This window comes from Modestobacter sp. SYSU DS0511, from assembly GCF_054050755.1.
The window spans coordinates 1-12,482 of sequence record NZ_JBJGZY010000039.1 but is presented as its reverse complement, the minus strand read 5'-3'; the positions used below and the strand labels follow the sequence as shown (position 1 = coordinate 12,482).

Below are 12,482 nucleotides of genomic sequence, written 5' to 3'. Positions count from 1 at the left end.
TTTGCGCATGCGCGGCCCGGTCGCATGCTGCGCCCATGACGAGACGGGGACGGCGCCCGGCGCGGCCGGGACCGGCGAGCTGCGTGGACCGGCGCTGCCCGCGGGCACCGGCGCCGGCCTGCTGCTGATGGCCGGCAGCGCCCTGGCCAACCAGCTCGGTGCCGCGGTCGGTGCGCTGGCCTTCCCGGTGGTGGGGGCGGTCGGCGTGGTCGCCGTCCGGCAGTGGGTGGCCGGGCTGGCGCTCACCGCGCTGGCCCGGCCCCGGCCGTGGACGTTCACCGCCGCCCAGTGGCGGCCGGTGCTGCTGCTGGCCGTCGTCTTCGGGGCGATGAACCTGTCGCTGTACTCGGCGATCGACCGGATCGGGCTGGGCCTGGCGGTCACCCTGGAGTTCCTCGGGCCGCTGGCCGTCGTCCTGGTCACCGCCCGCGGCCGTGCGCCGCAGCTGTGCGCGCTGGGCGCGGCGGCCGGCGTGCTCGTCCTGACCCGCCCGCAGCCGACCACGGACTACGTCGGCATCGGCCTGGGGCTGCTGGCCGCGGCCTGCTGGGCGGCGTACATCCTGGTCAACCGGGTGCTGGGTGCCCGGGTGCCGGGCGGGGCCGGCCCGGCGACCGCCGCGGCGGTGTCCGCCCTGGCGTTCGTGCCGATCGGGGTGGTCGCCCTGGCGCAGCACCCGCCGACGCCGGTCGCGCTCGGCTGCGCGGTCACCGCCGGGCTGCTGGCCTCGGCGGTGCCGCTCGTCGTCGACGTGGCTGCGCTGCGCCGGGTGCCGACCAGCGCCTACGGCCTGTTCATGAGCGTGCACCCGGTGCTCGCCGCGCTGGTCGGGCTGGTCGTGCTGGGTGAGGCGCTGAGCTGGGATGCCTGGCTGGGCATCGCCGCGATCGTCGGCGCCAACGCCGGCGGCCGGCTGGCTGCCGGGCGGCGGACGGTCAGCTCAGCTGTGCGGCGACCATCGGGGTCAGCGTCAGGTGCGGGTTGTTCCGCTCCAGCACCCCCAGTGCCCACTTGTTCGTGAACAACGCCAGCAGCTCGCCGTCGGCGCGCTGCATGACCTCGACGTCGCGGGCCTTGGCCAGCTCGGGGGCGGACGCGGCGTCGGTGATCCGGGCGATCTGGTAGGGCAGCGGCTCCAGGGAGATGCGGGCGCCGAACTCGTGCTCCATCCGGTGCGCGGCCACCTCGAACTGCATCGGTCCGACGACGGCGAACACCGGGGCGCCGTCACCGCGGCGCTCGGAGACCAGCACCTGGACCACGCCCTCGCCGCCGAGGGTGTCGATGCCCTTGCGGAACTGCTTGTACTTGCTGGTGTCGGCGGCCCGGACCACCGCGAAGTGCTCGGGGGCGAAGGTGGTCACCGGCGGGTAGCTGACCGGGTGGTCGGCGTAGAGCGTGTCGCCGATGCCCAGCGCGGCGGCGTTGACCAGGCCCACGACGTCACCGGGGTAGGCGGTCTCGATCGTCTCCCGCTCGCGGCCGAGGACCTGCTGGGCGTACTTGGTGGCGAAGGGGCGGCCGGTGCGCGCGTTGGTGACCACCATGCCGCGCTCGAACACCCCGGAGCAGACCCGGATGTAGGCCAGCCGGTCGCGGTGGCCGGTGTCCATGCCGGCCTGCACCTTGAAGACGAAGCCGCTGAAGGGGGCGTCGACCGGGTGCGGCTTGCCCTCGGCGTCGGGCCGGTCGGCCGGTGCCGGGGCCATCGTCACCAGCACGTCGAGGAGCTGTCCGACGCCGAAGTTGGAGACCGCGGAGGCGAAGAGCACCGGGGTGGTGGCGTGGGCGAGGAACAGCTCCTGGTCGTGGACCTGGCCGGTCTCGGCCAGCAGCTCGGACTCCTCGACCGCGGTCGCCCAGGCGTCGCCCTCGCGGGCCAGCGCCTCGTCGGCGGGGAACACCTGCTCGGGGGCGATGGTGGCGCCGCCGGCGGTGCGGGTGAAGTGCCGGTAGCTGCCGTCGCGGCGGTCCAGCACGCCGCGGAAGTCCCCGGCGATCCCCACCGGCCAGGTCAGCGGGGTGGGGGTGAGCCCGGTGCGGTCGGCGATCTCGTCCATCAGGGCGAGGGCGTCCATGCCGGGGCGGTCCCACTTGTTGACCACGGTGATCACCGGGATGCCGCGGTGCTTGCAGACGGCGAACAGCTTCATCGTCTGCGCCTCGAGGCCCTTGGCGGCGTCGATGAGCATCACCGCGGCGTCGACGGCGGTGAGCACCCGGTAGGTGTCCTCGGAGAAGTCGGCGTGCCCCGGGGTGTCCAGCAGGTTGATGACCGCCTTCTCCCCGCCGGCCGGGCCGTACTCGAACTGCAGGGCCGCGGAGGTGATGGAGATGCCGCGGTCGCGCTCCATGTCCATCCAGTCCGACACGGTGCCCCGCCGGCCGGCCTTGCCGTGCACCGCGCCGGCCTGGCCGATCACCCGCGCGTGCAGCGCCAGCGCCTCGGTCAGCGTCGACTTCCCGGCGTCCGGGTGGCTGATCACCGCGAACGTCCGCCGCCGCTTCGCCTGCTCGAGGACCGCCTGCTCCAGCACTGCCTGCTCACTCACGCCGCACTCCTCCTCACCGGGCATGCGTCGGCCAGGGAGGACGTGCGCCGGTGCCCCCGATGGTAGGCCGTGCGGACCGGCGGGTCAGCGGGCCTGGTCGCTCCGGGTGCCGGCCGGTGCCGGCAGCCGCAGCCAGCCGGTCGACGGGGTGACGACGGCGGAGACGGGCTGGTCGTGCGGTTCGGCGGGCAGGTGGTCGACGAGCTCGTCGTCGAACACCAGGGCCACCAGCAACGCGTCGGGCCGGGCGTGCCGGAGCGCGCGGTCGTAGTACCCGCCACCGCGGCCGAGCCGGACCCCCGCCCGGGACACCGCGAGGGCGGGGACGACGACGACGTCGGCGGCCGCGAGCTCGGCCGGACCGAACCGGGGGCCCACCGGCTCGGACAGCCCGAACCGCCCCACGACGAGCTGCTCGGTGTGCACCGCCCACTGCAGCTCGTGACCGACGGCGGGGACGACGGGCAGCAGCACCCGGGCGTCGAGCCGGCCCAGGGCGGCCGGGAGCAGCGGAGCCCCCGGCTCGACCGGTTCGGGGGCGTAGGCGGCGATCGTGCGGGCCCCCGTCAGCCCCCGCAGCAGGGCACCGGTGATCGCGGCGGCGGCCGCGGCCCGCTCCTCGGCGGGGCGGGCCGCGCGGCGGGCCAGCAGGCCCCGCCGGTAGGCGGCCTTGGCCCGCGCCTCGTCCTGGTGGGCTCCGCCCGAGGCGGCCGCCCACCCACTCGCCGCGGACATCAGCGGGCGATGCGCTCGCGGACGGCCGCCTCGACGGCGTCGGCCCGGCGGAGCAGGTCGTCGACGCGGTCCAGGGACGCGCCGAGGTCGGCCCGGGCAGCCTCGTCGGAGATGCCCCGGAGGTTCACCTCGACCGCCAGCCGGGCCGTGGTGGCCGCCGCGCGGGCGGCGGCGGTGGCGGCGGCGACGTCGCTGACGACGTTCGGGTTGGCGATGGGCAGCAGCCGTTCGGCCAGGGGGAGGAGGGTGACGGCCGCCTCGATGACGTCCCGCGGCGGCTGGGCCGCCTGGAGCTGGGCCGCGCGGACGGCCTCACGCCGGGACTCCTGCTCCTCGGGGGTGTCCTTCGGCAGCCGGTAGGCCTCGGTGACCGCGGTGAACGCCGTCTCGTCGGCCGCCGCGGCGGCCAGGCAGGTGGCGCGGACGGCGTCGGCCTGCGCGATCACCGCCGAGACGAGGTCGCGGTGCTCGGCGTACTCGTCGCCGCTGGTGAAACGAGCGACCATGGCGACGAGCGAGGCCGACAGCGCCGCCTCGATCGCCGCGGTGGCGCCGGCACCCGGGGCGGGCAGGCGGGCAGCCAGCTGGCCCAGGAAGTCGCCCAGCGGCTGGACGTCGACCTCGGGAGCGTCCGCCTGCGTCGTCATGCGGTCACTGTGCCAGCCACCCGTCCCGCCAGCGACTCGTCGGACGGCGTCGTCGGGACCATCCCCGGCCCTCAGGCGCTGGGTGCCTTCTTCGCGCGGCTGGGCTGCACCCGCATCGGCTCGCCGGGCATCTTCGGGTAGTCCGGCGGATAGGGCAGCTCGCCCAGCCCGAGGTCGCGCTCCTGCTCGTCCGCCAGCTCGACCAGCGGCGTGAGGTCGAAGGCGTGGTCGGCCAGCCCGGCGTGCTTGTCGCCGACCGCGGCGAACCGCTCCGGCATGGTCAGCACGTCGAAGTCGAACGGGGAGACGTCGGGCAGCTCGTCCCAGTCGACCGGGGCGGAGACCGGCGCGTGCGGCTTGGGCCGGATGGAGTACGCGGACGCGATCGTGCGGTCCCGGGCCATCTGGTTGTAGTCGATGAAGATCTTCTCGCCGCGCTCCTCCTTCCACCAGTTCATCGTCACGCGGTCGGGGATGCGCCGTTCCAGCTCGCGGCCGAACGCGATCACCGCGCGGCGCACCTCGGGGAAGGTCCAGCGCGGCTGGATCGGCACGTAGACGTGCACGCCGCGGCCACCGGAGGTCTTCGGCCAACCCTCCATGCCGAACTCGTGCAGCAGCTCGCGCACGTGCGGGGCGACCCACACGGCGTCGCCGAAGTCGGTGCCCGGCTGGGGGTCCAGGTCGATGCGGATCTGGTCGGGGGACTCGACGTCGCCCTTGCTCACCGGCCAGGGGTGGAAGGTGAGCGTGCCGAGGTTGGCGCACCAGGCGACGACGGCGACCGAGTCGGGCGCGATCTCGTCGGCGGTCCGCCCGCTGGGGAACGTGATGTGCGCGGTCGGCACCCAGTCGGGGGCGTTCTTGGGCACCCGCTTCTGGTAGAAGGCGTCGCCGGTGTTGTCGGCCCGGGTGGAGATCCGCGCGCCCTCGAAGACGCCGCCGGGCCAGCGCTCCAGCGTCGTCGGCCGGTCGCGCAGCGCGAAGAGGATGCCCTCACCGACGGAGACGAAGTACTGGACGACGTCGATCTTGCGGATGCCCTTGTCGGCGAAGTAGGGCTTCTCCGGGTTGGTCACCCGCACCTCGTGCCCGTCGACCTCCAGCACCACGGCGTCCTTGCTGCTGGCCATCGGGCTCCGTCCGGTCACCTGGGCTGGGTCGTCCTCCGGCTGGTCAGCTTCGGGCCCGACGGCCAGCAGCGCAAGATCAGGGGGCGCAGGTGATCCCCTCGGGCGGCGCGACCAGGTCGATCAGGTAGGCGTTCACCGCCTGGGTCACGCACTCGGTCTTCGGGTAGGCGGTGTGCCCGCTGCCCTCCCAGGTCAGCAGCACGCTGTTGGCCAGCTCCGCGGCCATGTCCGCCGCGCCCTGCGGTGGGGTCACCGGGTCGCCCTGGGTGCCGATGACCATGATCGGCGCGCTGCCCTCGGCGTCGCGCTCGGGCAGCGGGGTGGTCGGGGCGTCCCAGGCCGAGCAGGTGTAGAGGCCCAGGGCCGCGTCGGCCCCGAAGAGCGGGTACCGGCCGTTCCAGTCGGCGGCCAGCGCCGCGACCTGGTCGGTGGTGAACTGCTCCTGCCCGTCGGCGCAGCTGATCGCCAGGTTGGCGTCGACGACGTTGCTGTAGCTGCCGTCGTCGCTGCGGCCGGTGTAGGTGTCGGCGAGGGTCAGGATGCCGGCGGCGTCGCCGTCGCGGGCGGCGGCCAGCGACTGGGCCAGCTGCGGCCAGGCGCTGGGCTGGTACAGCGCCGAGCGCACCCCGTTGAGCACCAGGCCGGCAGTGGCCTGGCGGGTCTCGCCCTCGCGGGAGCTGGGGATCGGGGCCGCGGCCGCCTGGTCCAGGATGCCGTTGAGCGCCGCCCGCGGGTCGTCGCCCAGCGGGCAGCCGCTGATCAGGCCCGTGCAGTTGCCGGCGAACGCGTCGAAGGCGGCCTCGAAGCCGGCGGCCTGCGCCTCGGCCCGCTCCTGGGCGGTGGCGGTCGGGTCGACCGCGCCGTCGAGCGCGAGGGCACGCACGCGCTCGGGGAACAGCTCGGCGTAGGTCGAGCCCAGCGTCGTCCCGTAGGACCAGCCGAGGAAGGTCAGCTGCTCGTCGCCGAGCGACTCGCGCACCAGGTCCAGATCCCGGGCGGTGTCGACGGTGTTGAACGCGCCCAGCGCCTCGCCGTACTCCTCTTCGCAGCTCGCCGCGACGTCCTCGACCAGGTCGAAGGTGGTGGCGAGGGAGTCGGCGTCCAGCGCGCGCGGGTTGCTCGCGAACAGCGCGTCCTTCTGCTCGTCGGAGATGCACTCGACCGGCCGGGAGAACCCGACCCCGCGCGGGTCGACGCCGACGATGTCGAACCGGGCCAGCACCTCCGGCGGGAGCGTCAGCGCCGCCTGGATCGCCGCGTCGCCGGCCGAGAAGCCCGGGCCGCCGGGGTTGACCACCAGCGAGCCGATCTTGTCGGTCTGCCCGGCGGCGGTCGCCCGCAGCAGGAACAGCTCCAGGTCGCCGCCCTCGAGGTCGTCGTAGTCGGCCGGCACGGGGGTGGTGCCGCACTCGAAGAGCAGCTCGCGCTCCGAGCCGGGGCGCCCGGCGATGATCTGGTCGATGTCGGCGTCGCAGTCGGTCCACTCGATCGGCTGCGCCTCCGGCTCGGCGGGGGCGGTGGGGGAGCTGCTGGCCTGGTCGGCGTCGTCACCGGAGGAGGTGCAGCCGCTCAGCGCCACGGCGGCGGCGAGGAAGACCCCGCCCAGGGCGGCGATCGGTCGGCGGTGCGCGTACATGATCGCCCAGCGTAGGAGGCGATCGCGGTGGTGGCCGCCGCAACCACCGTGGCGTATCCCTCAGCCGCCCCCGCTCCCACGCCCGGATCGGCTCAGCCGCCGAGGACCTCGTCCAGGTCGTACCGCACCGGCACCTCGAGCTGGTCGTAGGTGCACGAGCGGGCGTCCCGGTCGGTGCGCCACCGCTGGAACTGGCCGGTGTGCCGCAGCCGGCTGCCCTCCAGCTGGTCGTACCTGATCTCCACCACGAGCTCCGGGCGCAGCGGCACCCAGGAGAGGTCCTTGCCGGCGTTCCAGCGGCTGGTCGCCCCGGGCATCCGGTGCTCGCCGTCCTCGCCCGGCCCTGCTGCCGACGTGGACGCGTTGGCCCAGTCCTGCCACGGGTGGCCGTCGAGCGCCTGGGCGCGATAGGGGGCGAGCTCCTCGACCAGCTCGGCGCGGCGCTTCATGGTGAAGGAGGCGGCGACGCCGATGTGCTGCAGGGTGCCGGCGTCGTCGTAGAGGCCGAGCAGCAGCGACCCGACGACCGGGCCGCTCTTGTGCCAGCGGAAGCCGGCGACCACGCAGTCGGCCGTGCGCACGTGCTTGACCTTGGTCATCACCCGCTGGTCGGGGGAGTAGGGCCGGTCGCCGCGCTTGGCGATGACGCCGTCCAGACCGGCGCCCTCGAACTCGTGGAACCAGCGCTGCCCGGTCTCCGCGTCCTGGGTGATCGTGCTGACGTGCACCGGTGCCTCGGCGGTGGCCAGCGCCTCCCGCAGCCGCGCCTGCCGCTGCGCGAACGGGAGCTCCATCAGCGACTCGTCGCCGAGGGCGAGCAGGTCGAAGGCGACGAAGGACGCCGGGGTCTCGGCGGCCAGTCTGGTGACCCGGGAGGCGGCCGGGTGGATCCGCTGGAGCAGTGCCTCGAAGTCGAGCCGGTCGCCCCGAGGGACGACGATCTCGCCGTCGACCACGCACCGCTCGGGCAGCTGCGCCTTCGCCGCCGCGACGACGTCGGGGAAGTAGCGGGTCAGCGGGCGCTCGTTGCGGCTGCCCAGCTCGACCTCGTCGCCGTCCCGGAACACGATGCAGCGGAACCCGTCCCACTTCGGCTCGTAGAACCAGCCCTCGCCGGTGGGCAGCGCGGCCGCGGGCTTGGCGAGCATCGGCTTGACCGGGGGCAGCACGGGCAGGTCCATGCCGGCCAGTCAAGCAGCCCGGAGCGGTCGGGACCGAGGTCTGGGGCCGCGAGCCGCTACAACGCCCTCAACCCCGCGCTGGCCGGCCGGAAGCCGCAGCTGCCGAGGTAGAAGGGTGCCAGTTCGGCGGCGCATGCAGCTCGTTGGCCTCCTTGCTGCTGAACTCGCCACGCGGGGTGACCGCCACCCCGGGCACGGTGGATCCGGCCGGCAGCCGTGACCACCGGGTTCACGGGAGCCGACGTTCCCGTGACGGTCAGAACGGCGGGGGATCGTCCCCGAGTGTCCGCGGCGGTCCCGGTCCGTCGGTGGGCTCGGGTGCTCGTGGTCCGGGCGCGGGTGGTTCGGGCCCGGCTGCCGGTTGGGGCTCCCGTGGTCGGAGGCCGGGTGGTCGGGTGGTGCGGGTGACCCCGCTCGGGGTGGTGACCTGCAGCGTGCCGTCGGGGGTCATGGCGAACCGCCAGCCGGGAGCAAAGGTCTTGAGCCGGTGGTGGCTGCGGCACAGGCAGCAGAGGTTGGCGCAGTCGGTCTCACCGCCGCAGGCGTGTGGGACGACGTGGTCGAGGTCGGCCCACCCCACGCGCTGCCCGCAGTTGGGGAAGCGGCAGCGCCGGTCGCGGGTGGTCACGAAGGCCCGTTGCCGTGCGGTGGGCTCGTAGCGCTCGGTGGGTGGTGGCGGGCCCAGCACCGGGCAGTCGCACGGTTCGTCGGGGTGCTGCGGGCAGCCGCGCTTGGCCAGCCGAGCCAGCTCCGCGGGAGTGACGGTGGCCAGCAGTTCGCCGTCGGGGCCGGTGATCGCGAACGTGAGGGTGCCGCCCTCAGGAGCGGTGAGCCCGAGAGCGCCGACCCGCGCCAGCAGGTCGCGCAGGTGGGCGGCGGTGATCGGCAGCCCGTTCACCTCACCCGGCGTCACCCCGCCCTCCAGCGCCTCCAGCGCAGCGGTGACCGTCAGGTTCGCCGCCACCAGCGGCAGGCCGTGATCGGCGGGGCGGCGGACCAGCGCCGACAGCACGTGGGTGCGCAGCGCCCCGATCGGCCGGGGGTCACCGTCGGCCTTGAGCATCCGCGCCAACTGGTCGAGCAGATCGTGGCACTCGGCGGCCTCGTCGCTGGGCAGGTCCGCGGCCAGCACCGACCGCCCGTCGGCGGCCGAGGGGTACAACCGCACGTCGGCGCTCTTCTCCGCCTCCACCCGCGCCTCTTCGGCCGCGGCCGCATCGAACCGCAGCATCAGCTCGGTGGCGCGCTTGCCCAGCCCGGTCACCGACACGTCGGTCGCCTCACCCAGCAGCGCGTCCTCCACCCGCCGGGCGACCTCGGCACTGGTGTGCTGCAACGCATCGGCGAGCTGCTGCGCCCGCCGCTCGTCCAGCTCACCGGCCCGCAGGGCGGCGAAGGTCGCCGGCAGCTTGTCCCGCCACACCAGCGCCCGGGTCAACCGCACCGCCGCCGTTCCCCGACCGGCGTTGAGCACGGTGGCCAGCTCGGCGGTGAAGAACTCACTCACCTCACCCTCGGCCGGCTGCACGGTCCACCCCGCCCGCCGCGCACCCGGATGGTCCGGCGGCGGATCAGCCGACCCCGGACGGTCAGCCGCCAGGCCCAGGATCAGCTCCGCCTCGTAGGCGGCGTCCCGAGCGCGGCGCTGCTGCACCCGCTGCAACTCCGCGGCCAGCTCCTCATCACTCAGCCACCCCGCCGGCAGCCGGGACGGCTCGACCGGGTGCTCCACCACCCAGTCGAGCAACACCCCCTCGACCACGCTCGACCCACGCCTCCGCGACACGATCCGAACATACGTTCGAGGTACGACAGTTCCGGCAGGTCAGTCAAGCGGCGGTCGCACCGTGTGCCGTCCGTCCGACCGTTGACCCGCACCAGGACGGGGCTCGGCGGGACGCCGGGTCGCGCCACCTGCGGCGGCTGGTCGCGAGATCAGCGCAGCGCGTAACGGGTGAAGAGGACGCCCTCCTCGGTGAGCGCCTGGAGCAGCTCGGCCCGCAGCGGGGTGGCGAGCCCGGCGGGCACGAGCCCGGGCCCGCCGCCGACCAGCAGCGGGGAGATCGACAGGTTCAGCTCGTCGACCACGTCCGCGGTCAGCGCCGCCTGGACCAGCGCCGGCCCGCCCTCGCAGACCAGCTGCTCCAGCCCCCGTGCGGCCAGGGCGTCCAGCGCTGCGGGCAGGTCGACGTCGTCGTCACCGCAGACGAGCACCTCGACCCCGGCAGCGGACAGTGCCTCCCGCCGCCCACGGTCGGCCGCAGCGCAGGTGATCAGCACGGTGGGCACGACGGCGTCGGTCACCAGCTGGTCGTCCGGCCGCAGCGACGCCCGCCGCGACACGACCACCACCGGCATCACCGCCTCGCGACCCAGCGACGTGCGCAGCCGGCCGACGGTGGAGTCCGGGAGCACCGGGCGGTACCCCTCGGCCGCCGCCGTCCCGGCCCCGACGAGCACGGCGTCGGACAGCGCCCGCAGGGTGCGGAACACCCGGCGGTCGCCGTCGGAGCCCAGCGGTCCGCTGCGCCCGTCGACGCTGATCGCGCCGTCCAGCGAGGCGATGAAGTCGACCCGCAGGTGCCGGCCCGGCGCGACCCGGTAGGCGTCGGCCAGGCCGGCGGGGTCGCGGGGGAGCTCGTGCACCGTCAGCGGGTGCTGACCACGGCCGCGCTCTCGGCGGGCACGGTCACGGTCGCGCCGTCCAGCCCCGGCGCTTCGCCGGTGCTGAACAGCACCTCACCGGCCGCCGCGTCCAGCTCGATCCGCCGCTGCTCACCCGACAGGTTGGCCACCACGCGCAGCGACCCGCGCTCGACGACTACCCAGCGCTCGTCGTCGTCCCAGGTGACGCCCGTCGTGGACAGATCGGGGTCGAGCAGTTCGGGGTGCTGCTTGCGCAGCGCCAGCAGCGTCTTGTGGGTGGCCAGCAGGGCGGCGTGCGGCTCCTGCGCCAGCTCGGACCAGTCGAGCTTGGAGCGGGTGAAGGTCTCCGGGTCCTGCGGGTCGGGGACGACGGCGGCGTCCCACCCGTGCGCGGCGAACTCGCCGATCCGGCCCTCGGCGGTGGCCTTGCCCAGCTCCGGCTCCGGGTGGCTGGTGAAGAACTGCCACGGCGTCGAGGCGCCCCACTCCTCGCCCATGAACAGCATCGGCGTGAACGGGCTGGTCAGCACCAGGGTGGCGCCGACGGCGAGCAGGCCGGGGGAGAGGGAGGCCGAGATCCGGTCGCCGACGGCGCGGTTGCCGATCTGGTCGTGGTCCTGCAGGTACCCGAGGAACTTCCAGCCCGGCAGCTGGGTGGTGTCGACCGGCCGGCCGTGGTGGCGGCGGCGGAAGCTGGACCAGTCGCCGGCGTGGAAGTAGGCGCCGGTGAGCACCCGGGCCAGGCCCTCGAGGCCGGCGTCGGCGAAGTCCGCGTAGTAGCCCTGCGCCTCACCGGTCAGCTGGGTGTGCAGCGAGTGGTGGAAGTCGTCGCTCCACTGCGCGTCGATGCCGGTGCCGCCGGCCACCCGGGGGGTGACCAGCCGGGGGTCGTTGAGGTCGCTCTCGGCGATCAGCGTCAGCGGGCGGCCGAGCGCGACCGACAGCTTCTCGGTCTCGATCGCCATCTCCTCCAGCACGTGCGTCGCGCGCTCGTCGACCAGCGCGTGCACGGCGTCCAGCCGTAGCCCGTCGACGTGCATGTCGCGCAGCCACATCTGCACGTTGTCGAGGATGTAACGGCGCACCTCGTCCGAGTCGGGGCCGGACAGGTTGACCGAGTTGCCCCAGGTGTTCGCCCCGCCCTCGCTGAAGATCGGCATGAACTCGGGCAGGTAGTTCCCCGACGGGCCGAGGTGGTTGTAGACGACGTCCTGGATCACGCCCAGGCCGCGCTGGTGGCAGGCGTCGACGAACCGCTGGTAGGCGGCCGGGCCGCCGTAGGTCTCCTGCACGGCGTACCAGGCGACGCCGTCGTACCCCCAGTTGTGGGTGCCGTTGAAGGCGTTGACCGGCAGCAGCTCGACGAAGTCGACGCCGAGGTCGACCAGGTGGCCGAGCCGGTCGATCGCGGCGTCCAGCGTCCCCTCGGGGGTGAACGTGCCGACGTGCATCTCGTAGACGACGCCCCCGGCGAGCGGCCGGCCGGTCCAGGCGGCGTCGCCCCACGAGTACGTCGCGGGGTCGAAGCGGCGGGACAGCCCGTGCACGCCGTCGGGCTGGCGGCGGGAGCGCGGGTCGGGGCGGGGCGTCTCGTTGTCGTCCAGCAGGAAGCCGTAGTCGCTCTCGGGCTCCGCGGGCACGGTGGCCCGCCACCAGCCCTCGTCGTCGCGCTGCATGTCGTGCACCTGGCCGTCGACCTGCAGGCGCACCCGCTCGGGCAGCGGGGCCCAGACGGAGAACTCGACGGGCTCGGGCATGCGGGGGCCTCCTGGCGGGCGGGACGGGGTGGCTGCCCGATCATGCCCGCCCGGCGGCCGGTCAACCGTGCCGCGCGACACCCGCCGGAGGGGGGGGGGGGGGGGGGGGGGGGGGGGGGGGGGGGGGGGGGGGGGGGGGGGGGGGGGGGGGGGGGGGGGGGGGGGGTGGGGGGGGGTGCAGGCCGTTTTGTTGTT

General features: G+C 74.6%; 10 protein-coding genes. 1 reads left to right on the top strand and 9 read right to left on the bottom strand.

Annotation, left to right across the window (positions count from 1 at the left end; all coding sequences use genetic code 11):
* Nucleotides 1–7: 7 nt before the first annotated feature.
* Entirely contained in the window at nt 8–1,021 is a 1,014-nt protein-coding gene (locus ACI783_RS16535; RefSeq protein ID WP_457141458.1) for an EamA family transporter, read from the top strand.
* Here ACI783_RS16535 and ACI783_RS16530 read toward each other — a convergent pair.
* The 9 genes from ACI783_RS16530 to treZ form a co-directional block, all read right to left on the bottom strand.
* Complete coding sequence (locus ACI783_RS16530) at nt 936–2,552, bottom strand: peptide chain release factor 3 (protein WP_457080828.1); 1,617 nt, start codon at nt 2,550–2,552, stop codon at nt 936–938. The two genes, ACI783_RS16535 and ACI783_RS16530, sit on opposite strands and share 86 nt — an antisense overlap.
* Before the next feature lie 84 nt (nt 2,553–2,636).
* The gene (locus tag ACI783_RS16525; RefSeq protein WP_457141457.1) at nt 2,637–3,287 is read right to left on the bottom strand and encodes a 5-formyltetrahydrofolate cyclo-ligase; all 651 of its coding nucleotides are present in this window, start codon (nt 3,285–3,287) and stop codon (nt 2,637–2,639) included.
* Nucleotides 3,287–3,934, bottom strand: a complete 648-nt coding sequence (locus ACI783_RS16520; RefSeq protein ID WP_457141456.1) for a cyclodeaminase/cyclohydrolase family protein — start codon at nt 3,932–3,934, stop codon at nt 3,287–3,289. Before ACI783_RS16520 ends, ACI783_RS16525 begins: the two co-directional genes overlap by 1 nt.
* Nucleotides 3,935–4,005: 71 nt before the next feature.
* A complete protein-coding gene (locus ACI783_RS16515; RefSeq protein ID WP_457141455.1) occupies nt 4,006–5,067 on the bottom strand; it encodes a DNA polymerase domain-containing protein in 1,062 nt (353 codons plus the stop codon).
* Nucleotides 5,068–5,143: 76 nt separating this feature from the next.
* Nucleotides 5,144–6,703, bottom strand: coding sequence for an alpha/beta hydrolase (locus ACI783_RS16510; RefSeq protein ID WP_457141454.1), 1,560 nt, complete (start codon nt 6,701–6,703; stop codon nt 5,144–5,146).
* A gap of 92 nt (nt 6,704–6,795) precedes the next feature.
* Nucleotides 6,796–7,884: an ATP-dependent DNA ligase gene (locus ACI783_RS16505; protein ID WP_457141453.1), complete on the bottom strand. Its 1,089-nt coding sequence runs from the start codon at nt 7,882–7,884 to the stop codon at nt 6,796–6,798.
* Nucleotides 7,885–8,140: 256 nt separating this feature from the next.
* The gene (locus ACI783_RS16500; RefSeq protein WP_457141452.1) at nt 8,141–9,670 is read right to left on the bottom strand and encodes a DUF222 domain-containing protein; all 1,530 of its coding nucleotides are present in this window, start codon (nt 9,668–9,670) and stop codon (nt 8,141–8,143) included.
* A gap of 149 nt (nt 9,671–9,819) precedes the next feature.
* Entirely contained in the window at nt 9,820–10,530 is a 711-nt protein-coding gene (locus tag ACI783_RS16495) for a dihydrofolate reductase family protein (protein WP_457141451.1), read from the bottom strand.
* Nucleotides 10,531–10,532: 2 nt separating this feature from the next.
* Nucleotides 10,533–12,287, bottom strand: coding sequence for a malto-oligosyltrehalose trehalohydrolase (gene treZ, locus ACI783_RS16490; protein WP_457141450.1), 1,755 nt, complete (start codon nt 12,285–12,287; stop codon nt 10,533–10,535).
* Nucleotides 12,288–12,482 lie beyond the last annotated feature (195 nt).